The sequence below is a fragment of the Corynebacterium sp. MSK158 genome (assembly GCF_030229085.1).
GTDB lineage: Bacteria > Actinomycetota > Actinomycetes > Mycobacteriales > Mycobacteriaceae > Corynebacterium.
The window spans coordinates 143,041-165,335 of sequence record NZ_JASPHJ010000005.1 but is presented as its reverse complement, the minus strand read 5'-3'; the positions used below and the strand labels follow the sequence as shown (position 1 = coordinate 165,335).

Genomic DNA, 22,295 nt, shown 5'->3' with positions numbered 1-22,295 from the left:
CGCCCTTTGCCGGAGTTGAGGTTGGCTTATGAAGAACTTCTCAAATCAGCTTGACACAACATAGGAGCATCACCCTCCGAACAAGCAAGCATTGATAGATGCAGGTCTGCACTACATTTTGTCGGTGAAACCCCACCGTGCCTGAGGTGATTGAAACCTGGCGGCGGGAAATCCCTGGTGAAGCCTACGCCCACGGCCAGATCTGGACACAAGCCTCGGCAAGCGATGGGCGCAAACACCCAACCCCGAATACGATGACCCACTTCCAGTACTCCTATGATCGGGCCAGACGCAGCCTGCGCGGAATCAAAGAGCAAGTCGCAAAAGCCAAACGCGCTGTTGACGGCGAAATCGCCATTAAGCGCAACCGCTATTTCTATCTTTCCACCCCGAACAAGAAGGTCAACTACGCTCTTGCTGCCAAACACCGAACCCTAGCCGGAATTAAAGGCTATGAAACCGACCTGACCGCTCTTCCCGCCCAGGAGGTTATCGGGCATTACCGCAGGCTATTCCACATTGAAAATGTCGTATCGGATGTCGAAATCAGACCTGAAAGCACGCCCAATCTATGCGAGGAACAAAACTCGATCACAGCACATCTCAATATTGTGATGGCAGCACTAGCCGTGGCCCACCTGATGGAGACCCGCAGTGGTCACTTCATCAAACGCCTCGTGAGAACACTCAAGAAATACCGCAGCTTTCAATTCCTCGTGGGCGGCGAAACCATTCACGCCGCCGTACCACTGCCCGCCCGACCTCACCGCCACCATTCAAGCAATCACCGGCCGCGAACTTCCGCACTAAATTGGCCTAAGTCAGGTTAGATGGGAATCAGCACACCGTCTCGTGGGATTCGTGCTCCGGGTGCTCGATCTGGATGGTGGAGTGCTCGATACCGTGTTCGCGCAGGGCCTGCTGGGCGGCATCCAACAGCGGGCCGGTGCCGACGGTGCCGTCGCGCACGATATGCACGGTCGTGAGCACGTTCACGCCGTCCAGGCTCCACAGGTGCAGGTCGTGGATGTCAGCAACGCCCTCGACCTGCCGCAGCGCGGGCTCGATCGCACTGGCGTCGAAGTCCGCCGGGACTTGCTCGAGCAGCACGCTCGCCGAAAGCCGCATGAGCTGCCAGGCGCGCGGCAGCACCATCGCCGCGATCGCTAGGGAGGCGATCACGTCCGCCGCCACAAACCCCGTGGTCAGTACCACGATGCCGGCCACGATTACTGCGACCGAGCCGAGCATATCCACTAACACGTGCAAGAACGCGCCCTCCACGTTGATCGAGGATTTGCGGTGCCGGTGCAGAACCCACGCCGATAGCGCATTCGCCACCAGGCCGATCACCGCGATGATCAGCATCGTTTTTCCCTGCACTTCGGCTGGGCTCTGCAGGCGGCGCACCGCCTCGACGACAATCCACACCGAGATCGCCAGCACCATCACTGCGTTCGCCAGTGCAGCAAGCACCTCCACTCGTCGGTAGCCGTACGTGGCCTGAGCCGATGCTTGTCGGCGCCCAACCAACACCGCTAACACCGCGATGATCAACCCCGCAGCGTCGGAAAGCATGTGCATCGCATCCGCCATCAGCGCCATCGAACCCGCCAACCAGCCGCCGATCAGCTCCGCGAAGAAGACGGTGCCGGTAATGCCTAGCGCAATCAAGAGTGCGCGCAGCGGCGTGCTGGAGTGATCGTGGTCGTGGTGCTCGTGTGCCATGCACTCAGCCTATCCCCGTCGACGCTTATTGACAATTAAATGAAAATGAATGACGGTAAGCGCAGCCACTGAGGCCAAGTCGGCCTGATTTAGGTCATTGTGCAGTTGTCCTTTGAATGTGTAGAGAAGCTGAAACATGAACAACCAAAAAGTACTGCAGCCGCATGTCAGGAAAGCAACCGCTGAGTGTACACGAGGTAAATATAAATCTATATTTGTATAAATGTATATAGAAAAGCGCCGCGACCCGTGGAACGTGTTAAAGGGTGGGTCGCGGCGCTCGTGCCAAAAATCTACTTCTTGGTTTCACCCAACAAGTGACACTGAATCATGTTGGTGTTGCCAGCAATTCCTGGAGGAGTACCAGCAATGACGACAATCATGTCGCCTTCCTCGTACCTGTCCATCTCCAGCAATGCGTCATCGATGGCTTCCATCATGTCATCGGTGGACTTAACGTGCGGGCTCAAGAAGGTCTCAGCACCCCACGTGAGAGCCAGCTGGGAACGAACCGCTGGGTCCGGAGTAAATGCCAACAGTGGCAGGTGGGAGTGCAGGCGAGCCACTCGCTTAGCGGTATCACCGGAGGTAGTAAAGGCTACGATGGCCTTTGCATTGAGGCGCTCGGCAATATCGCGGGCGGAATAGGACACCACACCACGCTTGGTGCGCGGAACGTGGGACAGCGGTGGAACCTTGCCGCCATCTTCAGCATTAGCCACAATCTTGGACATGGTGCGCACGACGTTCTGCGGGTCAATGCCCACTGAAGTCTCACCAGAGAGCATGACGGCGTCGGCACCATCGAGAACGGCGTTGGCCACGTCGGAAGCCTCTGCACGAGTCGGGCGCAGGTTGGAAATCATGGAATCCAGCATCTGGGTAGCCACGATGACCGGCTTAGCGTTCTCGCGAGCAATCTGAATAGCGCGCTTCTGGAACAGCGGGACGCGCTCCAGCGGCACCTCAACACCGAGGTCGCCACGGGCAATCATGATGGCATCGAATGCCAGCACGATGGACTCGAGCGCGTCTACTGCCTCAGGCTTTTCCAGCTTGGCAATGACCGGAACGCGGCGACCCTCTTCGTCCATAATCTCGTGGACCTTATCCACATCTGCTGGGGAGCGGACGAAGGACAGTGCCACGAGGTCAACGCCGAGATTCAAAGCGAAGCGCAGGTCAGCGATATCCTTTTCCGACAAAGCCGGCACGGAGATATCCATACCAGGGAGGGAAACGCCCTTGTTATTGGAAACCGGGCCACCTTCGGTGACCTCACAGACGACGTCGTTGCCGTCGACTTCCTTACAAACAACGGCAACCTTGCCGTCGTCGATCAGCAGGCGGTCACCTGGCTTAGCATCTTTGGCCAGGCCCTTGTAGGTGGTGGAGACGCGGTCATGGGTGCCTTCGATATCGTCCACGGTAATGCGGACGATCTGGCCGTTATCCCATTGCTCCTCGCCGTTGATAAAGCGGCCAAGGCGAATCTTAGGGCCCTGGAGGTCCGCCAAGATACCTACGGCGCGGCCGGTCTTATCGGTGGCCTGGCGCACCCAGTTGTAATTCGCCTCGTGGTCTGCATGCTCGCCGTGAGACATATTCAGGCGGGCAACGTCCATGCCGTCCTGTACGAGGCGCAAGATGCCGTCCTCGCTAGCAACGGCAGGGCCGAGAGTACAAACAATCTTCGTTCTTCTATCCAGCATTATTGGCCTATTCCGTCGGGGGAAATTGAACACTCCCCAACCTACTCCTTCGAAAGGATTGGGGCCACAATTTCTCGGTTTCATTTTCCGAGCGGGCACCCCAAAATGCACCGTTTCCCACACAACCAAAACCAACCGGACATATTTGGGCGGTGTTTACGTCGATAAAGAACCCGGTTGCTGTCCATTAGATACCGCGTGCTCATCACTGTGCTCATCAGCATCCCGGCGCTCCGCCCAATATTTAGGATCCACCTCTTCGGGGGACTCTGGGCCCTGCCGGTGCCTATCAAGCACAAAGAAGACAATCGCGGCGATGATAAAAATCACAAGGGAGACGATGATATTTACGCGCACCCCAAAGATATGGGTTGCTTCATCGGAACGGATCCCTTCAATAAAGAAGCGCCCCAATGTATAGCCCATGACATAGAGGGCAAAGACGCGCCCGTGCCCCAACTTCCAGGCCTTGTGAGCCCACAAGAGGAAAAGGCAGACCAGGACATTCCACACGAGTTCATACAGGAAAGTCGGGTGTACCGAGGTCATGACCTCACCCGTGGAGTGTCCGGAAACGGGAGCATAGCCGCCATTTTCATTGACGCGGTAGTAAATATCTAAGGCCCACGGAACGTCGGTCGGGCGCCCATAGAGCTCTTGGTTAAACCAGTTACCTAGGCGTCCAATCGCTTGTGCGAGGACGAGGCCTGGTGCCACCGCGTCAGCAAAGGGGCCGAGCGGCACCTTCTTCACTTTGAAAAGCACCCACAAAGCTAGTGCGCCCAAGGCTACGGCTCCCCAAATGCCCAGGCCGCCATTGGTAATCTTCAGCGCGTCAGCGGGATTGCAGCTATCGCAGAAGTACTTCTGGTTATCGGTAATGACGTGGTAGAGCCGTCCGCCAATGATGCCGGCTGGGATGACCACGATGGCGGCATCCCATACTGTGTCTGGGTTACCGCCGCGTGCGGTGTAGCGGCGTAAGGTCATTCGCAGGGCGACGATAATTCCTACGATGATGCACAGGGCATAGGCACGAATGGGAATGGGTCCCAACTGCCACACGCCCTGCGGCGGAGACGGAATATTTGCAAGAATTTCTGTGTGCACGTAGCCAGTGTGCCTTATCCCCCACCCCACCAGCTAGTTGGGGCCTTAATCTATCTTGCGCGCGGGGCACGCTGGATGCTGCCCGGCAGCCACCAAAGAGCGCGCCAGCGCCGTCGGATCCTGGGCAGCCATGACTGATTCGCCCACCAACACTGCATCGGCGCCGCGTGAAGCATAGTGAAACAGGTTGCGCGCGTTGTTTACCCCGCCTACTGCGATGCGCAGGATGGATTCTGGCAGGCCTGGGGCGATATCGTTAAACGCCTCGCGGTTAATGGCATCCGAAGCCAACGACCACGCATTGATGGCGATGACGCTACTTCCTGCTTTGATTGCGCGGTCGACCTCGGCGCAGTTGCGTACCTCGACAATGGCGGTCATACCGAGCGATTCCACGCGGTCTAAAAGCGCCTCCAGGCGAGCTTGCTCTAAGAGCTCTACCTGCAGCGGAATAGCATCGGCCCCAAAGCACCTGGCTTCATGAATTTGATAAGGGTCCACGATGAGATCGCGCGACATCATGGGAATATCAATCGCAGCACGAGCGGCTGCCATGTCTTCTAAAGAACCGTGGAAGCGGCGGAAATCAGTCTGGCATGCCATGAGATGTACGCCGCAGCGTTCAAAGGTGCGGGCCCATTCCGCCATCTGTTCCGCAGAGCCAACATGAGCGATTTCACCGCCGTAGGGTACGGCGCGCTTGAGCTCCGTGATGACCGAGCAACCTGTGCGAAGCAACGCGGCGCGGGCATCCCGGGGAGGTTCCATGTCCCGCGAGCGCGCCTTTACCTCTTTAAAGGACACACGGGCTTCCCGCGCAGCAACGTCCTCCAAGACTCCTGCAACAAGGTGGTCAACGGCAATGGGCGTAGGCATCAGCACCTCCCTCCACGGGCGATTAAAATCACACTTAGGTTAACCCGCTAGCATGCCGTTCCGGAAATTACACAGGAAACGGGGCTATTTTTTGTCCATATCGGTGGGATCGATATCACTATCAAGTGCGTCCCACATCACGCGTCCAGAGTCGGAAGAGGTTTCCAAATCCTCCTCCAACTTTGCCTGCCGTGCCGCTGGGGTTTCGTATTTGCTAGATGCCTTCGCCTTATCTACGCCCGGATTGCGTGCAAGCATGACTGCACCGAAGAGGGCTGTTGCCGCACCTACTAGGGCCAGGATTGGCCCCAGGGAATGCACCTCGGTGGAAACGACTGTGGCCCAGTCAGAGATCTGGGCAGAGTCAACGGCGTTTTCATTGGCTGAGGCCCCCTGCAGGATTTTCTGCGCGCGCTCGGCGTCCGCGCCCGCAGTCAGCAGGCTCACCGGGGTCCATGCACTGACCGCGGCCGCGAGGGCGCACACTACGCCCACCACTCGCCTACCGACGCGCCGCAGCGCCATCCCCGCGACGGCACCGGCTACTAGAACTAGGGTCAGGGCCATGATCTCCAGCGACCAGGCCGAGCCGATGATGTCATTGGCTGCGGAGCCGGCCTTGTCGTCCTCGCTGGCGGCTACCACCCACGTAGCACGGGAGGACAGCCACACTACGATGGCTCCTACAGCGATAAGTAGTGGTCCAAGGCGTCTAGCCTTCACGGTTGCCCTCCTAGGAGATCGGTGGCGTCAAAGCACGTGCGGTCACCGGTATGGCAGGCGCCGCCGCGCTGCCGCACGGTCAGCAGAATAGTATCTCCATCGCAGTCAAGGCGAACGCCCAGCACCTCTTGGGTATTTCCAGAAGTTTCTCCCTTGACCCAATATTCATTGCGCGAGCGCGAAAAATACGTTGCCCTGCGGGTAGCGAGGGTATGGGCCAAAGCGTGGTCATCCATCCAGGCCATCATCAGCACCTCACCAGACTCAGCTTGGGCAATGGCCGGCACCAAGCCTTGGTCATTGCGCTTGAGCTGCTTGGCGATGTCCCCGTCAAGTTCATAGTTGCCCGGGGTACTCATCGGCGTACCTCGTAGCCCGCAGCATCAAGGGCGTCTTTCACGTCGCTGATTTCTACCTCACCGAAGTGAAAAATGCTTGCTGCCAAGACGGCATCGGCGCCGGCCGCAACGGCCGGTGGAAAATCTGCGGCGTTTCCCGCGCCGCCAGAGGCGATAACGGGAATGGTCACCGCTGCGCGCACGGCGCGCAGCAATTCAAGGTCAAATCCTTCCTTTGTGCCATCGCCATCCATTGAGTTGAGGAGGATCTCCCCTACGCCGAGTTCTTCGCCGCGGCGTGCCCATCCGATGGCGTCGATCCCAGCCGATTCCGTACCACCGTGCGTGGTGACCTCAAAGCCGGATGGCGCATACTCTTCGCGGCACCGGCGGGCATCAACAGACAGCACGATGCATTGGGCTCCGAAAATCTCAGCCATGTCGCGCAGCAGTTCCGGATTCTTAATGGCCGCGGTGTTTACTGAGACCTTATCCGCCCCGGCGCGCAGTAATTCTCGGACGTCATCAACGCTGCGAACTCCGCCGCCCACCGTCAATGGAATAAATACCTGGTCTGCGGTGCGACGCACGACCTCGAGCATGGTGGAGCGGCCTTGTTTGGACGCGGAGACGTCTAAAAAGGTAAGTTCATCGGCTCCTAGGGCGTCATAACGCGCGGCCAGCTCCACTGGGTCGCCGGCATCGCGCAGGTTGTCAAAGTTGATGCCCTTGACCACGCGGCCTTGGTCCACGTCTAGGCAGGGGATCACGCGTACGGCTACAGCCATGGCGGCCGCCTCCTTTTCGGGTGTTTAGTCTTAGCGGTGAAATGAACCGGTGTGACGAGACAAGATATCCACGATGGTGGCATGAACCTGCGGGGTACCTGCCACCATGCCGCGCGACTGCGCGGTCCACGGATTTCCTTCCGGATCGGTGACAACGCCACCAGCTGCCTGAATCTGCAGTGCTCCCGCGGCGTTATCCCATGGGTGCGGAGAGAAGTTAATCGCACCATCGAACACACCCTGCGCGACGAAGGCATTATCAAGCCCCACAGAACCGGTCATCCGCGGGCGCAGTCCGGTCTCGCGCAGCTCGTGGAAAATGTCGGTGGGCAAGTGGGAAGAGCAGCCCACGTGACCGCGTGCTTCATCAAAACCCATTGCTTCATCCCCTCCACCAAAACCAGTGGCAGGCCCACCTACTGAGCGCATCGGGGAGCCATCGCAGGTGACCAGACGGCGCCCCAGAAGCGGGAAGTCAGATACCGCGGCAACGGGCGTACCCTCATGAATGAGCGCCACCAGGATGCCGGCCATGGGGTTTCCGGCAGAGTAGTTTGCGGTGCCATCGATCGGATCTACCACCCACACGGTATCGAGCACGCTGCCGCCTGATTCTTCTCCATAGACCGGGATGCCAGTCATCTGGGTCAAAATATCGCGCAGCTGTTGCTCGATGACGAGATCTACCTCGGTGGCAAAATCTCCCTGCCCCTTAAAACGGGCGGGCGCAGCTCCGAGGCCGGAGCGAAAAATGGGTTCTACTTGGTCTACGGCCGCCTCCGCGAAGGCCACCAACTCGCGGGGTTCCATCATGACTTAGTTGTCCTCAGGGTCGAAAGGGTCAATGGTTTCTTCCGCCGGCAGCGGCTCTACCACGGCCACCGCAGCGAGTGCTTCGTCGAGGGTGAAATTCCCTTCGTACAGGGCCTTGCCAATAATGGCGGAATCGATGCCCTCATTTGCATAAAGCGCCAGCTCGCGCAGGTCTTCCACACTAGAAATGCCACCAGAGGCGGTGATCTTTGCTTCCGTCGCCATCGCTACCTCGCGCAGGAGCTCAATATTAGGTCCGGTGAGCGTGCCGTCTTTAGATACGTCTGTCACCACAAAGCGCTGACATCCGGCGGCATCGAGGCGCTCGAGTACCTCCCACAGATCGCCGCCATCGGAGACCCAGCCATTGCCGGCGGTACGCCATTCGCCGCCATCTTCGCGCACGGCAAGGTCCACGGCGACCTTATCTCCGTAGCGCGCGAGGATGTCCTCGATCCATTCCGGCTGCTCTAGAGCAGCCGTGCCGATACTAATGCGCTGCGCACCGGTAGCCAGCGCGCGCTCTACCGCGGCATCATCCCGGATTCCTCCGCTAAGCTCCACATTTACACCCAGCTCGCGGGTAATCATGGCCATTTCTTCGTGGTTGGAGCCCCGACCAAATGCCGCATCCAAATCCACAAAGTGCAGCCAGTTCGCGCCTTGGGACTGCCACTTTTGCGCGGCATCACGCGGGGAACCATACGAGGTTTCGGTGCCTGCTTCGCCTTTATCCAAGCGCACGGCTTGGCCTTGAGATACATCGACTGCGGGCAAAAGCGTAAAAGTCATATCCATCATCCTACCTAGAGCGTGCGCATCCAGTTTTCCAAAAGCTGTGCACCGGCGTCCCCGGATTTTTCAGGGTGGAATTGGGTCGCCCACAGCGCACCGTTTTCTACCGCCGCGACAAACCTATCTCCTGTGTGCTCGGCCCAGCTCACCAGCGGCGGGCGGGTAATTTCCGTTTCCAATTCCCAACGGCGAACGCCATAGGAATGCACAAAATAAAAGCGCTCGTCTTCGGTCACTCCAGCAAACATATCGCTGCCGACGGGTACCTCTACGGTATTCCACCCCATATGCGGCAACACCGTAGAGTGCAGCTTTTCGACGGTACCGGGCCACTCGCCGCAACCGGTGGAGTTGATGTTGTGTTCTACTCCGGCGTCGAAAAGCACCTGCATGCCTACGCAAATGCCCAACACCGGACGCTCCCCTGCCAAGCGCTGACCGATGACCCGTGGTCCTTGCACCGCCCGCAGCCCGCGCATGCAGGCAGCAAAGGCACCCACGCCGGGGACAAGCAGACCGTCCGCTTCCACCGCTTCCTTGGGGTCCGCGGTAACGGTGACGTCCGCGCCCACTCGCTCTAGTGCGCGCTGTGCCGAGCGCACGTTGCCCGCGCCATAATCCAATAATGCGACCGTCTTTGCCATGGGCTATACCTTACGCATACGGCGCAGACGCGTCCGGATATCGTTGGTTTCGCTCACCCGGGTGCGCCCGAGTACGAAGTCTGCCGCCGTCATAAGCAAACCAGCAACGAGGATGGCCACGCCGGCCCCAAACGCCCCCGCATAGCCGTAGCCGGCGACCAAGGCGCCCAAAAGGGTCGAGCCCAAACCGGTGCCGCCGTCATAGAAGATATTCCAGATGGCCGAAGCCTCCGAAACTCGTTCACGCGGCAGGCGATCAAACATCGACAGCAAGGCCTCATTTTGCGCAATACCAAAGGCACCGCCGAAGAGGAAGGCGCCCAACACGAGCCACCATACTGAGCCGTCGAGATAAAGAGGAACGGCAATGGCAAGCACACCCACGATGGCCATTACCTGGCTGGGGATGTAGAGCCGGCCAGGAGTGCCCACGCGGTCTGCCACCATGCCGGCAAAGTAGCGGAAAATCATGGCGGCGCCGCCCACGATGGATAACATGATGCCGGCCAAGCTGGCGCCGCGCTCGGCATCAAGTTCTTGCACCGCCGGCGGCAGGAAGGATGATACGGCGCCATAGCTCATAGAAAACGTCGTCAGCGCCAACGCAGGGACGAGCACCAGCTTCCACGTAGGAACGCGGATAAGGTTCGGCTCCTCTTCGGTATCGGAGGCGAGCGTGACCTTGATCTTGGGAATGCGCAAACACATGCCAAAACCCACGAAACCAATGATGCCGGCGGTGATATACGTCGAGGCATAACCCAGCTTTTCCGCCATGATCAATCCCAAGGGCAAAAAGACCATCTGGCCCAGGCCAGTAAAGACACCAATCATGCCGGTAGCCTTGCCCAGCAGGCGTACGGGCGCTAGTTCCGCAATGAGCGCGGACTCAGAAACGGTCAGCGCACCAAAGCCCACGCCGCGCAGAGCGGAAAAGAGCAGGACAACCCAAGCATCGGTGCCCAAGAGGTGGCCGAAGGCAGGTACACCCAAGGTAAAGGCAGAAAGCGCCATCACGCGGCGGTAGCCCCACCGGCGCAAGAGCCACGGGGAAATGATCTGGGTCAGCACGGTAAAGGCCATGAAGATGCCCGTGGATGATCCCGCCAAGGTAGCTGAACCGCCGGAGTCAATGACAGCTAGCGGCACTACGGGAAGGAGGATGGACCAAGCGCCGAAGGCCGCGGCAATGGCCACCATGGTGGCGGTGTAGCCCGGGATCTTCCAGATATTGGTTTCTTGGGTTGTGCTCATTTACCAAACGCTCCTGCCATCCACGAGATTGCTGCTACCACAGTGATTGCGGCCAGAAGTGAGGCTACGACTGTCATCGCCTTCGACCCCTGTTGGTAGGCAGACCATGCGCCTCCTACCAACATGCCGGCTACGAGGAAGAGGACCAAGATCATAAAGTGCATGCGTTCTAGAGTGCTCCCTTCGTCGATGGAATTCCAGTTTGGCGTGGGTCTAATTCCACCGCACCGCGCAGCGCACGCGCTACGGCCTTATACTCCGCCTCCGTAATGTGATGCGGATCGCGCCCATAGCGCACGTTGAGGTGGAGCGTTACCGCAGCGTGGGTGGCGAGCGTTTCAAAAAAGTGGCGATTGATCACCGTGGCGTAATGCCCACCGATGATCTGCCACTGCAGGTGCTCCGGTTCGCCGTTCATCACGAAATAGGCACGCCCAGAAAAATCCACCACCGCTTCCACCAAGGCCTCGTCCATGGGCAAAAGCTGGGAGCCAAAGCGGCGAATGCCGGCCTTATCCCCCACCGCCTCACGCAGCGCGGTGCCGAGCACGATGGCGGTATCTTCCACAGTGTGGTGGGCATCTACCTCCACATCGCCCTCAGCCTGCACGGTGAGATCCAAGCTGCCATGAGTAGCGAAGGCCGTGAGCATGTGATCGAAAAAAGGCAGTCCGGTGGAAATATCGCTGCGTCCCGTGCCATCGAGGTCAATGTCCACAGAAATCTGCGATTCCGACGTTGCCCGGTGGGCGCGTCCTACTCGGTTGCTCATGCTTCGCTCCTTTCTCCTGCGAGCGGGGAATCCGCCACTACTGTATCCGCAAGGTCCTCAGCTACGGCCAAAAAGGCCGAATTTTCTTCTGGCAGCCCCACCGTCATGCGCAGGTGGCCTGCGATGCCAACATCGCGAATGAGCACTTCCTTATCCAAGAACTGTTGCCACACGCGGTGTTGGTCAGCAAAGCGGCCGAAGAAGAGAAAATTAGATTCGCTAGGCAGGACGGTATAGCCCAGTTCGTGCAAGCGAGCGGCCACCCGCTCGCGTTCGGTGGCAATCTTTTCCACGGTGGCGAGCGTATCCGCGCTATGGCGCAGCGCCACCGTCGCAGCTGCTTGGGAAAGCACGGACAGGTGGTACGGCAAGCGCACCAACATCACGGCCTCCACAAAGGCCGGGTCCGCCACAAAGTATCCGAGACGGCCGCCGGCAAAATCGAAAGCCTTAGACATGGTGCGCGAGACCACCAGCTTCGTGGGGTATTTATCCAGCAGCGTCACCGCAGAAGGCGAGGAGCAAAATTCGCCATAAGCTTCATCGACGATGAGGATGCCCGGGGCGGCGTCGGCAAGCGCGGCAATATCGTCCACGCTGGTCACCCCGCCAGTGGGGTTATTCGGCGTAGTCACAAAGATGATATCCGGCTGGTGCTGCGCCACGGCTGCCAGCGCCCGGTCCATATCGATGCGGAAATTCTCATCGCGCGGGCACTCCACAAACTGCGTATGGGTCCCATCCGCGAGGATAGGGTGCATGGAATAAGACGGGTTGAAACCGAGCACGCTGCGGCCTGGACCGCCGAATGCCTGCAACAGCTGCTGCAAAATCTCATTCGAGCCATTCGCCGCCCACACCTGCGCATAGCCCACGCGCACCCCGGTTTGTTCAGAAACGTAGTCCGCCAAGGCCTGGCGCAGCTCCACCGCATCGCGCTCCGGATAGCGGTTGAGCGTGGTGGCAAGGCGCCGGGTCTCCGCCACCAAGTCATCCACCAGCGCCTGCGAGGGAGGATAAGGATTTTCGTTGGTATTGAGCTGGTAGGCCACGTGGAGCTGCGGCGCCCCATAGGCAGACTTGCCGCGCAGCTCCTCGCGCAGAGGAAGATCATTCAAGTGCGTCATTTAATTCTCCTCGAATCGGGCGCGGATAGCCTCACCGTGGGCAGGCAGCCCCTCGGCCTCCGCAAAAGCGATTACGTGCGGGGCAATCTCTTCCAGCGCAGCTCGGTCATATTCAATGAGGTTGACCGGCCGCATAAAGGTATGGGTAGAAAGGCCGGCAGAAAAGCGCGCCGTACCGGAGGTGGGCAATACGTGATTGGAGCCGGCCGCGTAATCTCCGAGCGGCACTGGAGCAAAGTCCCCTACAAAGATGGCACCGGCGTGCTTAATCCGCTCGGCCACCGCGCCGGGCTCTGCGGTGTGGATCTCCAGGTGCTCGGCGGCATAGGCATTGGCCACCGCCACCGCTGCATCCAGGGAATCGACCAACACAATTCCGGATTGCTCGCCGCCTAGAGCTTCGGCTGCCCGTTGCGCATTAGCGGTGGCGCCGTAGCGCGCCTCTACCTCCGCCTTCACACGCTGAGCCAGGCTTGGCGATGCCGTAATGAGCACGCTCGCGGCCATCGGATCATGCTCGGCCTGGGAGATAAGGTCATAGGCCACATACACCGGATTCGCGGTGTCATCAGCGATAATGGCGATTTCGGTCGGCCCAGCCTCGGCATCCGTGCCCACCACGCCGCGCACCAGCCGTTTGGCCGCGGTGACGAAGATATTTCCAGGGCCGGTAATCATGTCCACAGGGGCTAGTTCGGCCTCATCATCGCCGTAGGCCATCAGCGCGATGGCCTGGCCGCCTCCTACCGCCCAGACCTCATCCACGCCCAGCATCTGGCACACGGCCAACACCGTGGGGTGAGGCAGGCCACCGCACTCTTTTTGTGGCGGCGAGGCTACCACCAGGCTTTCCGCGCCGGCCGCCTGCGCTGGCACGGCGTTCATGATTACCGAGGACGGATAGACCGCCTTGCCTCCCGGCACGTATAGCCCAACGCGCTCGATGGGGCGAAAGACCTCGGTCACCGTGGCACCTGGCGCCAGCTCAGTGGTGTGCGCGGCCGGTTTCTGCTCGGCGTGAACCTTGCGGACCCTCTCGATGGAGGCCTCAATCGCTCGGCGCACCTGCGGGTCTAGGCCGGAAGCGGCCTTCTCCAACTCCACTTGGGGCACCCGCAGATGGGCTGGGCGCACGCCATCGAATTGTTCGCCATAATCCAAGGCCGCGGCAGCGCCCTCTTGACGTACTCGATGAACCAGCGGCGCCACCTTGTCCACCACGGCGGCGACGTCGGTGCCACCGCGCGGCAAAACTCGCCGCAGCTGGGCGGGGCGCAGCTCGTGGCCACGCAAATCGATGGTGCGAAGCATTCCGTATCCTCTTCTGCCTATCGGATTTCTGTTATTAAACCAATATCCTAATGGTCAAACGCCAGCGAGGGGGCCGGTTTGGGCTATAGACTCGATGTCAACACAGCTTTAAGGTGGTGGCAGCGATGAGCGAAATTGACCCCTCTCTTCTGCTTTCGCATGCCCGCACCATTGCCCGCGATAATGACGTGTCCTGCTGGGCGCTACCTACTGGCGAGCTTCTCGTTCCGCATGCGGCAGGCGGCTCCACCTTCATCTTTATAGACCAGCTGGAAGAACCGGTGCTCCACCTGCACACCAGCCCCGGCGGCGGCGTCGATCTCAGCGAGATCTCCGAGCTCGCACACCTAGCCAACGAGTGGAACCACGATTGTCTCTCTCCGGCCGTCGTGGTTGATTATGACCAGCCTGACTGCGTGAGCGTGTCTGGCCATAGCTATCTGCCGGCCGATATCTCCCCCAGCCGCGAACAGCTCGCGGCATTCCTCCTACCAGCGCTGCGCAATGCGGAGGTCCTCATGGATCTGCTCGCTCAATCCCATCCCGGCCTCGTGCGCGAAGCCTCACCGGAGCTTGCCCCGCTTGCCGACGCCCCCTTGGAACCCTTCACCCTCGATAGCTTGGCCGAGATCCTGCCGCTTATTGGCATCCAGCGCTTCCAAAGCGACGGCGCCACGGCGATCTACGCGTGGGTCAATGACGTTCTTTTCGCCTTCGCACTGGACAACGGGCCCAGCCTCATTATCAAAGGGCATTGGGACCCCAGCCTGGACGAGGCGGAATTTACCCGGCTCTTCCTCATTTGCAATGACTGGAATCGCGCCCACCACGGCGCCGTAGCATTTTGCCACCACACCGCCGAGGGCCTGCAAGTGCGGATGGATGCCGCCACCATTACCGCCGCGGGCCTTACCCGCCCGCAACTTTTTAGCGCCATCGGCCGCGGGCTCAAGCACATCCTGCACGGCATCGATGACATCGCACACGAAGTAACCGGTGCCTCCCCCGTCGAATGGCCCTAGACGCGCACATCACCAATCTTCATCGGCGCTGACAAAAGCCGTGGACCAATAGGCAAACATCGCCATAAAGGGGGCCACCGCCCACGAGATGGCTGGGGAAAAATTCGGGGCGAACTCTACGACTTCCCCTGGGTTTTCAGGCGGATGCGTGGCGGTGACCCCGCCAAAGACATAAAAGGACGCTGCCCCAGCCAGGGCACACACGCCGACCCACAGGAGCATCGACAAGCCCCGCCCTTGCCGGCGCAGGTACGCGCCCAATCCCAAGAACAAACCAAGCAGGCCGGTAATGAGGGCAAAGGTAATAAAGGCGATGAACTGGGCGCTTCCCATCGCATCGATGGCATAGCCACCATCGTCTACCTCATGGCCGGTAAGCGTCGGGCGGAAAAACCCCCACAACGCACCGGCCACGCCATAGACCAAGAGCGCGCACGCGAGTAACCCCGCACCGAAACCTAGGGTGCGGGGTAAACGATGATTAAACAGAGACAACTTAGTTACAGAAGGTCCAGTTGCCATTCTCGCGGCGGAAGCGGACCGTGGAGGTCTCGGTGCCCTCAGAGTTGGACACGCTAACGGTTGCAGAAGCATCGTCGCCATTGACCACAACGTCGTTGACGGACTGCAGCTTGGTCGACTGCGGGATGGACTCCAACTGGCTAGCGAACTTCTCTACCTCGGCGTTGCCACCGCCCTGCTGGCGCATGGTGTTGGCGTACTCGGCAAAGGACTGGTTCGGCAGGCTATCGACGTACTGCTGGTACTGGCCAAACTCCTGGGACTGCTCATCGCGGACTGCCTGGCAGGCGTGCTGCGGCATGTAGTTGAAGTATTCCTTCACATTATCGATCTCGTGCTGGCCGCGAACCAGCTGCTCGATGGCCTGCTTATCGGCATCATTAGCGTTCTGGCCACCTTCAATCGGCTTGATGTCCTTCGCGCCAGCAAAAGGATCCTCACCATTGTTCAGCGGGTTAGCCAGCTGATCTGGCCCCTCGCCAGCGCCGTCCTCGCCCTCCTGGCCTTTTGCACCTGCAGCGGCGTCCTTCTTTTCGCCGTCCTTATTCTGATCCTTTTCTTTATCCTTGTCCTTGTCCTTGTCCTTGGACTTATCGGCGTCCTTGTCCTCGGACTTATCTGCAGACTTATCCTCAGAAGACTTGGATGCCGTGGTGGCGGAAGCCTTCTTGGAGTCGTCATTGTCATCCGAACCACACGCAGCCAAAGCCAGCGGGGTGACCAGCGCAACTGCGATGAGGGACTTCTTTGCAGGGGTCAAAAAGGACAAGGGAAAGCTCCTGAATCAATCTTGCGAATGTGAAGCCACCCCAAGAGCGGCCTCTTATTTGTCTTCGCAATACTAACAACCCGACGATGGAAATGACATTGAGACTCCGTTAAAAGAACCTGTGAACTACCGTCCCGCCCGGCCAAGTCCGTACAATTGCCAAGGTGCACATAAATCGCGAGAGTATTATCGGCGCCGCGCTTTCCCTGCTTGATTCCTATGGGCTTGGGGACGTCACCATGCGCCGCGTTGCTTCCTCCCTCGGCGTTGCCCCCGGCGCACTCTACTGGCACATTGCCAATAAGCAAGCGCTCATTGCAGCCCTAGCAGAGGAGATTATCTCCCCCGTTTCTGGGGAGTCTCTCGAAGAGATCAGCCTCAACCTCCGTGATTTGCTGCTCGCCCGCCGCGACGGCGCCGAGGTAGTCATTGCCGGCCTCTCCCTCCCGCAGGCCCCTGCCTGGGACCGCCTCTTGACGGCCTTCACCGCTGCCGCCACGCGCAGCACCCTTGCTGCCGACAGCGCCCACCGCGCCGCCGCGCTCTCCGCCATTCACCTCGTGCTCGGCGCCACCTTAATGGAACAGTCCCAACGCCAGCTTGCAGAAACCACCGGTGAGTCTCCGGTCACAGATTATCGCGCAGACCTTATACGCGGCGTACGCATTATTAACGCTGGACTTACGCACGGCGCCGGCGCCTAGAAAGTGGTTATGCTCGTGGGCATGAACACTCCCGCCATGGACGCAGTCCCCACGCCCACCGAGCGCTACGGCCGCCAAATCTGGCCCGGCAAACCCACCCCACTGGGATCCACCTTTGATGGATCCGGCACCAACTTCGCCCTTTTTTCGGAAGTAGCGGACAAGGTCGAGCTCTGCCTCATTGATAAGGAAGGCAACGAAGACCGCATCGAAATGTCGGAGGTCACCGCCCATGTGTGGCATATTTACCTCCCCAATGTCACCCCTGGCCAGCGCTACGGCTACCGCGTCTATGGCCCCTATGAACCAGAAAACGGCCTGCGCTGCGACCCTTCCAAGCTCCTTGTCGATCCTTATGCCCGCGCCTTCGACGGCGAATTCGACGGCGATGCCTCCCTCTACTCCTATGACATCCACGCCGAGGAACCCGGCACCGGCCGCAACGAAGAAGACTCGCTGGGCCACACCATGTTGTCTGTGGTGATTAACCCCTTCTTTGACTGGCGCAGTGACCACCGCCCCCATATTCCCGATAACGAAAAGGTCATCTACGAAACCCACGTTAAGGGCATGACCATGACCCACCCCGACGTGCCGGAAGAGCTCCGCGGTACCTACGCGGGCATGGCACACCCGGCCGTCATTAACTACTTCAAAGAGCTTGGCGTTACCACCGTTGAGCTCATGCCCGTCCACCAATTCCTGCAGGACGATCGCCTGCGCAACCTAGGCCTGCGTAACTACTGGGGCTATAACACCTTCGGCTTTTTCGCCCCACACCATGACTATGCCTTTGCTAAGAAGCCAGGCGAGGTGGTCTCCGAGTTCAAGACCATGGTCCGCGCCTTCCACGAGGCCGGCATCGAGGTCATCCTCGACGTGGTTTATAACCACACCGCCGAGGGCAACCACATGGGCCCGACCATTGCTTTCCGCGGCATCGATAATGGCGCCTACTATCGCCTCGTCGAGGGCGATGAGGCCCATTACATGGATTACACCGGAACCGGCAATTCCCTCAATGTCCGCCACCCGCACTCGCTGCAGCTGATTATGGACTCACTGCGCTACTGGGTTACGGAGATGCGCGTCGATGGCTTCCGCTTCGACCTGGCGGCGACCTTGGCGCGGGAGCTTGACGACGTCGACAAGCTCGCCACCTTCTTCGACCTAGTCCAGCAAGACCCCATTGTCAGCCAGGTCAAGCTCATCGCCGAACCCTGGGACATCGGCCACGATGGCTACCAAGTGGGCAACTTCCCGCCCATTTGGAGCGAATGGAATGGCAAGTACCGCGATACCGTGCGCGACTTCTGGCGCGGCGAGCCCGCCACCCTGGGTGAATTCGCCTCCCGCCTGACCGGCTCTTCGGATCTCTATGCCGATAATGACCGCCGCCCCACCGCCTCCATCAACTTCATCACCGCCCACGATGGCTTTACCCTGCGCGACCTTGTTTCCTATAACGACAAGCACAACGAGGCCAATGGCGAGGACAACCGCGACGGCGAATCCTTCAACCGCTCCTGGAACTGTGGCGAGGAAGGCCCCACCGATAACGACGATATCCGCAAGCTGCGCCGCCGCCAGACCCGCAACTTCCTGACCACTCTCCTGCTTTCCCAAGGCACTCCCATGTTCTCGCATGGCGATGAATTTGGCCGCACGCAAAACGGCAATAACAACGTCTATTGCCAGGACAACGAGCTGTCATGGATGGACTGGTCCATGCTGGAGGAGGAAAAATCCGCCGCGATGCTGGGCTTTACCAAGCGCGTCCTGGCCATCCGCAACCACCACCCCGTCTTCCGCCGCAAGCGCTTCCTCGCCGGCGGCCCGCTCGGCGCGGATGTGAAGGAACGCGATATCGCCTGGCTGGTTCCTTCGGGCCGCCTGATGACCCAGGACGACTGGGACCACGACTTCGGCCGCGCCCTTATGGTCTACCTCAATGGCAATGCCATCACGGAAACCACCTCCCGCGGCGAGCGCATCACCGATGATTCCTTCATCATGATTTTTAACTCCCACGACGGCGAAATCGAGTTCACCCTGCCCACCAAGGATCTCGGCGCTACGTGGCGGCTGATGGTCGATACCGCCGATTCCGGCGGTTACCCCGCGGAGGAAACCCTTATTGAGGCAGAGGGTACGATCACGGTGCAGCCGCGTTCAACGCTGATCTTGCGTCAGGTTGAACCGCCCGTTTTCGATTCCTAGAGAAAGGCCCCTCGTGTCATTTCCCGCGCACGGCGCACTCATCGATGTCACAGCGGATAAACTCGTGCTCCACCGCACCCTGCTGGCTACCAGCCTCGGTGCCCCCGCCACTGAAGATATCCCGCTTGAGTCCATCGACACCGTGCACGTGAGTGAACCGACCCCCACCGGCTTCGGCGCCCTGGACTTGGGCGCCGCCGGCACTATCGCCTTCGCCCCGCACCAAGACCCGCAGGCCGTCGCCCGCGCCATTTCCGCCGCACAGCGCGGCGAAGCACCCTCTTCCGCCGCCACCATCCCCGGCCTTGATTTCACTGCCGTGGACGTGGAAACGGCCAACGACAACTGGGGTTCTATCTGCCAAATAGGCGCGGTGCGCTTCCGCGATGGCCAGGAGACCGCCTCCCGGTCCTGGCTGTGCACCCCTCCACCAGGCCTCGAGCACTTCGCGGATATCAACGTCTCCATCCACGGCATAACCGCGGACGATGTGGAAGGGGCGCCGGCATTTGCCGACGTCGCCAAGGAGCTCTTCGATTTCCTCGGCGGCGACGTGCTTGTCGCGCACAACGCCCAGTTTGATTCCACCGCACTGCGCTCCGGCCTGCTTACTGCTGGCGCCGAGGTGCCCACCGTGCCGCTGGCCTGCTCCCTCGCGCTGTCCCGCGATGCCTCCAAGGCCAAGGTCATTTCGGTACGCAACCATAAACTGCCCACCGTCGCCGCCCACCTGTCTGCGCCGGACTTCAGCCACCATGACGCCACCGAGGATGCCCGTGCGGCCGGCGAAATCATCGCCCGCTTGGCCGAGCGCTTCGGGCACACCGGCAGCATCCGCGACCTATTCACCGCACGCGAATTCACCTTAGGCCGCCTCGATTCCGAGGACATCCTGCCTGTCCTACGTGCCCACACCGCCCCCACCTCCGCCGCGGATCTCGGCGCTGGGACCGACTTCCGCAACCAGACCCGAGCGGCCGGCTCCGCACAGAAGAAGTCCCGCGGGCCCGCCCCGTGGCAGTCCGTCGCCACCCCGGACACAATCCCAGAGCCCAACCCCGACGCCGACCCAGAAGGCGCACTCTACGGCCAGCACGTCACCCTCACCGGCGATTTCGAGCCCTTTGATAAGGGCGTGCTGTGGCAGGGCATCGCCGAGCGTGGCGGCCAAGTGGCAAAGAACGTCACCAAAAAGTCCACCCTGCTCATCGTGGGCGAATGGGCCAAGAAAACCTCCAAGGAAAAGCGCGCGGAGGAGCTGCAGGCCAAGGGCCAAGAAATCGACATCTGGCCGGCCGATAAGCTCTTTGCTGAGCTGCAACTCGACGCCGAGCCGCCCTTCTAGGCCCACCCCGGGAACCAAACGGCGGTTTCTCCAGTCCAATAAAGGCGACCGCACCCTACCGCCACACTGGAGAAACCGCCGTGACCGTCGCCCTGCGCCCGCCTCGTCCCACCACCGCAAACCTGCTGCCTGCGCTCTTTGCCCGTTCCTGGCTGAAGGACCAGCGGCTTTCTGACGACGGCTTCTGCGACTCCCTCGCCACCATCCAGCTCTCCCCCAGCCTGTCCATGGCTCTGGTCTTTCCTGGCAAGCAGACCTTTCGCCGGCTCAGCCACCGCGGCCTCGCGGACATGGATATCTCCGCGCGCCGAGCATGGAACCACGCCTCCCATAACCTGCAGCGCGCCGCACTCGATTCGCAAGGGCTGCGCTTTTGGACCCGCCCCGCCGCCTGCGAGCTTCCTTCCGCCGCCCGTTTCGGTGGCTTGCAGGTCCGCTCCCACGGCGCACCGATTTCCTCCTGGGTTGCCCACCCAGAGACCTTTACCGTGCTGGACAAGCACATGCGCCGCCTCCTGCGATCGCACTCCCTGACCTACCTGGTACCGGACTCCGCCACGCTCTTTGCCTTTGCCCACCTGCCGGACACCTATGCCCGCCAGCTGGCCGCCGAAGCCGTCGCGCGCGTGCCCCGCCATCGCACCGTGCTCCACCCACGCCCGCTAGTATGGTCTAACGGATTCCCGCGGGAGTTATGAAAGGAGCACCATGCCGGAAAGTAGGATGTCGCGGCTGAGCAACCAGTACCACGACTGGGCGCGCAGCCACCCCACCGCCGCGGTGGACTTCCGCACCGCCATCGAGGACCTCCTCAATGACGCCGGCATCATCTTCGACCGCGTCTCTACCCGCGTCAAAACCTGGCCCTCACTGAAGGCGAAGGCCAAAAAGCGCCGCGAGAACGGCGATTTTGTCTATCCCCAGCCCTGGCAAGAGATCCACGATGTGATGGGCGTGCGTGTGACGTTGTATCACTCCACCGCTATTCCAGAAGCGCTAGGCGTTTTTGGTGAATCCTTTAAGGTTGAACGCTCCGTAGACAAGGCGGCCGAAACTCGCATCTCTGGTGGCTTTGGCTACGGCTCCCACCACCTGGTGCTTACCGTGACCGAAGATAGCGCGGCTGCAATGGAAGAGCTCGCCGCCTACGTGGGCTGGACCTTTGAGGTGCAGATTCGCACCGTCCTGCAGCACGCGTGGGCGGAGTTTGAGCACGATATCCGCTATAAACAGGGACCGAACCCGCCCTCGCCGGAAGTTGACCGCCTGTTTACCCTGGCCGCGGGCCTCATCGAACTCGCCGACCAGCAATTCGATGAAATCGCCGCGCTCAAGGCCCCCGATACAGAAACCGACAAGGATGTCGAGCTTACCGCCGAGACCCTGCCGGGCGTGCTCGCCATCATCTTGGGCAACCGCTTCCCGCTCTCGCGCTCGGAGCACTACCGCTTCTTGGCGGAGCTCTTGGAGCAAAACGGCGTTCGCCACTTGGGTCAGCTTGAGCAGCTGCTGGATGATACCGCCATTGCTCACGTCCACGACGCCATGCGCTACCGCTTCCGCCCCGGCCAGGTGCGGCTTATCGACGACCTCCTGCTCAACAAGTTTGGCAAGCAGCACATCGAGGCCACCGCCGAATCCGGCGACCGCCCGGGCCGCAAGCGGCGGCTTACTGCGCGCTTGAAAGCGCTACGCGCCGCCCACTAGCCGCGCGGTAATTTC

23 protein-coding genes and 1 pseudogene are annotated in these 22,295 nt (G+C 60.4%); 7 read left to right on the top strand and 17 right to left on the bottom strand.

Translation table 11 applies throughout. From position 1 onward, the window contains the following. Positions 1 to 79 precede the first annotated feature (79 nt). Positions 80 to 810: pseudogene (locus QP915_RS05995) on the top strand (IS1634 family transposase); the annotation flags it as partial. Between the two features lie 27 nt (positions 811 to 837). On the opposite strand, the gene QP915_RS05990 reads toward QP915_RS05995, so the two are convergent. From QP915_RS05990 to hisD, 15 genes are all read right to left on the bottom strand, one after another. Next, positions 838 to 1,728: a cation diffusion facilitator family transporter gene (locus tag QP915_RS05990; protein ID WP_005328806.1), complete on the bottom strand. Its 891-nt coding sequence runs from the start codon at positions 1,726 to 1,728 to the stop codon at positions 838 to 840. A gap of 293 nt (positions 1,729 to 2,021) precedes the next feature. Continuing rightward, complete coding sequence (pyk, locus tag QP915_RS05985) at positions 2,022 to 3,437, bottom strand: pyruvate kinase (RefSeq protein ID WP_239193234.1); 1,416 nt, start codon at positions 3,435 to 3,437, stop codon at positions 2,022 to 2,024. A 159-nt stretch (positions 3,438 to 3,596) separates the two neighbouring features. Then, entirely contained in the window at positions 3,597 to 4,550 is a 954-nt protein-coding gene (gene lgt, locus QP915_RS05980; protein WP_284768592.1) for a prolipoprotein diacylglyceryl transferase, read from the bottom strand. 45 nt (positions 4,551 to 4,595) lie between these two features. Then, entirely contained in the window at positions 4,596 to 5,426 is an 831-nt protein-coding gene (locus QP915_RS05975) for an indole-3-glycerol phosphate synthase TrpC (RefSeq protein ID WP_284768590.1), read from the bottom strand. An 84-nt stretch (positions 5,427 to 5,510) separates the two neighbouring features. Next, positions 5,511 to 6,149, bottom strand: a complete 639-nt coding sequence (locus QP915_RS05970; RefSeq protein WP_284768589.1) for a TIGR02234 family membrane protein — start codon at positions 6,147 to 6,149, stop codon at positions 5,511 to 5,513. After that, complete coding sequence (gene hisI / locus QP915_RS05965; protein ID WP_284768588.1) at positions 6,146 to 6,508, bottom strand: phosphoribosyl-AMP cyclohydrolase; 363 nt, start codon at positions 6,506 to 6,508, stop codon at positions 6,146 to 6,148. Before hisI ends, QP915_RS05970 begins: the two co-directional genes overlap by 4 nt. Next, positions 6,505 to 7,275 carry an imidazole glycerol phosphate synthase subunit HisF gene (hisF, locus tag QP915_RS05960; RefSeq protein ID WP_284768587.1) on the bottom strand — a complete coding sequence of 257 codons (771 nt, stop codon included), beginning with the start codon at positions 7,273 to 7,275 and terminating at the stop codon, positions 6,505 to 6,507. Before hisF ends, hisI begins: the two co-directional genes overlap by 4 nt. A gap of 30 nt (positions 7,276 to 7,305) precedes the next feature. After that, on the bottom strand, positions 7,306 to 8,088 hold the full coding sequence (locus QP915_RS05955; protein ID WP_284768586.1) for an inositol monophosphatase family protein: 783 nt from the start codon (positions 8,086 to 8,088) through the stop codon (positions 7,306 to 7,308). Positions 8,089 to 8,091: 3 nt separating this feature from the next. Next, positions 8,092 to 8,880 (bottom strand): bifunctional 1-(5-phosphoribosyl)-5-((5-phosphoribosylamino)methylideneamino)imidazole-4-carboxamide isomerase/phosphoribosylanthranilate isomerase PriA, encoded by a 789-nt coding sequence (priA, locus tag QP915_RS05950; RefSeq protein ID WP_284768584.1) that lies wholly within the window; start codon positions 8,878 to 8,880, stop codon positions 8,092 to 8,094. Between the two features lie 14 nt (positions 8,881 to 8,894). Further along, positions 8,895 to 9,527, bottom strand: coding sequence for an imidazole glycerol phosphate synthase subunit HisH (gene hisH, locus QP915_RS05945; protein ID WP_284768582.1), 633 nt, complete (start codon positions 9,525 to 9,527; stop codon positions 8,895 to 8,897). 3 nt (positions 9,528 to 9,530) lie between these two features. Beyond that, positions 9,531 to 10,781: an MFS transporter gene (locus QP915_RS05940; protein WP_284768580.1), complete on the bottom strand. Its 1,251-nt coding sequence runs from the start codon at positions 10,779 to 10,781 to the stop codon at positions 9,531 to 9,533. Further along, on the bottom strand, positions 10,778 to 10,945 hold the full coding sequence (locus QP915_RS05935) for a CG2302 family histidine operon protein (protein ID WP_284768579.1): 168 nt from the start codon (positions 10,943 to 10,945) through the stop codon (positions 10,778 to 10,780). Before QP915_RS05935 ends, QP915_RS05940 begins: the two co-directional genes overlap by 4 nt. A 5-nt stretch (positions 10,946 to 10,950) precedes the next feature. Beyond that, positions 10,951 to 11,553 carry an imidazoleglycerol-phosphate dehydratase HisB gene (gene hisB, locus QP915_RS05930; protein WP_284765794.1) on the bottom strand — a complete coding sequence of 201 codons (603 nt, stop codon included), beginning with the start codon at positions 11,551 to 11,553 and terminating at the stop codon, positions 10,951 to 10,953. Further along, positions 11,550 to 12,680, bottom strand: a complete 1,131-nt coding sequence (locus tag QP915_RS05925; RefSeq protein WP_284768578.1) for a histidinol-phosphate transaminase — start codon at positions 12,678 to 12,680, stop codon at positions 11,550 to 11,552. The genes hisB and QP915_RS05925 overlap by 4 nt, the downstream gene beginning before the upstream one ends. Then, positions 12,681 to 13,991 carry a histidinol dehydrogenase gene (gene hisD / locus QP915_RS05920; RefSeq protein ID WP_284768576.1) on the bottom strand — a complete coding sequence of 437 codons (1,311 nt, stop codon included), beginning with the start codon at positions 13,989 to 13,991 and terminating at the stop codon, positions 12,681 to 12,683. 125 nt (positions 13,992 to 14,116) lie between these two features. Between hisD and QP915_RS05915 the strand changes: the two genes are divergently transcribed. After that, complete coding sequence (locus QP915_RS05915; protein ID WP_284768574.1) at positions 14,117 to 15,013, top strand: type III secretion system chaperone family protein; 897 nt, start codon at positions 14,117 to 14,119, stop codon at positions 15,011 to 15,013. A gap of 9 nt (positions 15,014 to 15,022) precedes the next feature. On the opposite strand, the gene QP915_RS05910 is transcribed toward QP915_RS05915, so the two are convergent. Continuing rightward, the gene (locus QP915_RS05910) at positions 15,023 to 15,508 is read right to left on the bottom strand and encodes a hypothetical protein (protein WP_284768572.1); all 486 of its coding nucleotides are present in this window, start codon (positions 15,506 to 15,508) and stop codon (positions 15,023 to 15,025) included. Between the two features lies 1 nt (position 15,509). Beyond that, positions 15,510 to 16,304, bottom strand: a complete 795-nt coding sequence (locus QP915_RS05905) for a hypothetical protein (protein WP_284768571.1) — start codon at positions 16,302 to 16,304, stop codon at positions 15,510 to 15,512. A 164-nt stretch (positions 16,305 to 16,468) separates the two neighbouring features. Between QP915_RS05905 and QP915_RS05900 the strand changes: the two genes are divergently transcribed. The 5 genes from QP915_RS05900 (at position 16,469) to QP915_RS05880 (ending at position 22,280) form a co-directional block, all read left to right on the top strand. Further along, entirely contained in the window at positions 16,469 to 17,008 is a 540-nt protein-coding gene (locus tag QP915_RS05900) for a TetR family transcriptional regulator (RefSeq protein WP_284768570.1), read from the top strand. 21 nt (positions 17,009 to 17,029) lie between these two features. Then, entirely contained in the window at positions 17,030 to 19,228 is a 2,199-nt protein-coding gene (gene glgX / locus QP915_RS05895; protein WP_284768569.1) for a glycogen debranching protein GlgX, read from the top strand. 13 nt (positions 19,229 to 19,241) lie between these two features. Beyond that, positions 19,242 to 20,573 (top strand): exonuclease domain-containing protein, encoded by a 1,332-nt coding sequence (locus QP915_RS05890; RefSeq protein ID WP_284768568.1) that lies wholly within the window; start codon positions 19,242 to 19,244, stop codon positions 20,571 to 20,573. 80 nt (positions 20,574 to 20,653) lie between these two features. After that, positions 20,654 to 21,271: a hypothetical protein gene (locus QP915_RS05885; RefSeq protein ID WP_284768567.1), complete on the top strand. Its 618-nt coding sequence runs from the start codon at positions 20,654 to 20,656 to the stop codon at positions 21,269 to 21,271. A 10-nt stretch (positions 21,272 to 21,281) separates the two neighbouring features. Continuing rightward, positions 21,282 to 22,280, top strand: a complete 999-nt coding sequence (locus QP915_RS05880; RefSeq protein WP_250409992.1) for a GTP pyrophosphokinase — start codon at positions 21,282 to 21,284, stop codon at positions 22,278 to 22,280. Positions 22,281 to 22,295: the final 15 nt, after the last annotated feature.

What these genes read in the sequence shown, in the direction of transcription:
- hisB (WP_284765794.1), bottom strand. Translation starts at nt 11,553, where the DNA reads ATGAGCAACCGAGTAGGACGCGCCCACCGGGCAACGTCGGAATCGCAG.
- QP915_RS05880 (WP_250409992.1), top strand. Translation starts at nt 21,282, where the DNA reads ATGCCGGAAAGTAGGATGTCGCGGCTGAGCAACCAGTACCACGACTGG.
- hisF (WP_284768587.1), bottom strand. Translation starts at nt 7,275, where the DNA reads ATGGCTGTAGCCGTACGCGTGATCCCCTGCCTAGACGTGGACCAAGGC.
- QP915_RS05915 (WP_284768574.1), top strand. Translation starts at nt 14,117, where the DNA reads ATGAGCGAAATTGACCCCTCTCTTCTGCTTTCGCATGCCCGCACCATT.
- QP915_RS05940 (WP_284768580.1), bottom strand. Translation starts at nt 10,781, where the DNA reads ATGAGCACAACCCAAGAAACCAATATCTGGAAGATCCCGGGCTACACC.
- QP915_RS05925 (WP_284768578.1), bottom strand. Translation starts at nt 12,680, where the DNA reads ATGACGCACTTGAATGATCTTCCTCTGCGCGAGGAGCTGCGCGGCAAG.
- QP915_RS05935 (WP_284768579.1), bottom strand. Translation starts at nt 10,945, where the DNA reads ATGCACTTTATGATCTTGGTCCTCTTCCTCGTAGCCGGCATGTTGGTA.
- hisH (WP_284768582.1), bottom strand. Translation starts at nt 9,527, where the DNA reads ATGGCAAAGACGGTCGCATTATTGGATTATGGCGCGGGCAACGTGCGC.
- hisD (WP_284768576.1), bottom strand. Translation starts at nt 13,991, where the DNA reads ATGCTTCGCACCATCGATTTGCGTGGCCACGAGCTGCGCCCCGCCCAG.
- priA (WP_284768584.1), bottom strand. Translation starts at nt 8,880, where the DNA reads ATGACTTTTACGCTTTTGCCCGCAGTCGATGTATCTCAAGGCCAAGCC.
- QP915_RS05990 (WP_005328806.1), bottom strand. Translation starts at nt 1,728, where the DNA reads ATGGCACACGAGCACCACGACCACGATCACTCCAGCACGCCGCTGCGC.
- hisI (WP_284768588.1), bottom strand. Translation starts at nt 6,508, where the DNA reads ATGAGTACCCCGGGCAACTATGAACTTGACGGGGACATCGCCAAGCAG.
- QP915_RS05975 (WP_284768590.1), bottom strand. Translation starts at nt 5,426, where the DNA reads ATGCCTACGCCCATTGCCGTTGACCACCTTGTTGCAGGAGTCTTGGAG.
- QP915_RS05955 (WP_284768586.1), bottom strand. Translation starts at nt 8,088, where the DNA reads ATGATGGAACCCCGCGAGTTGGTGGCCTTCGCGGAGGCGGCCGTAGAC.
- glgX (WP_284768569.1), top strand. Translation starts at nt 17,030, where the DNA reads ATGAACACTCCCGCCATGGACGCAGTCCCCACGCCCACCGAGCGCTAC.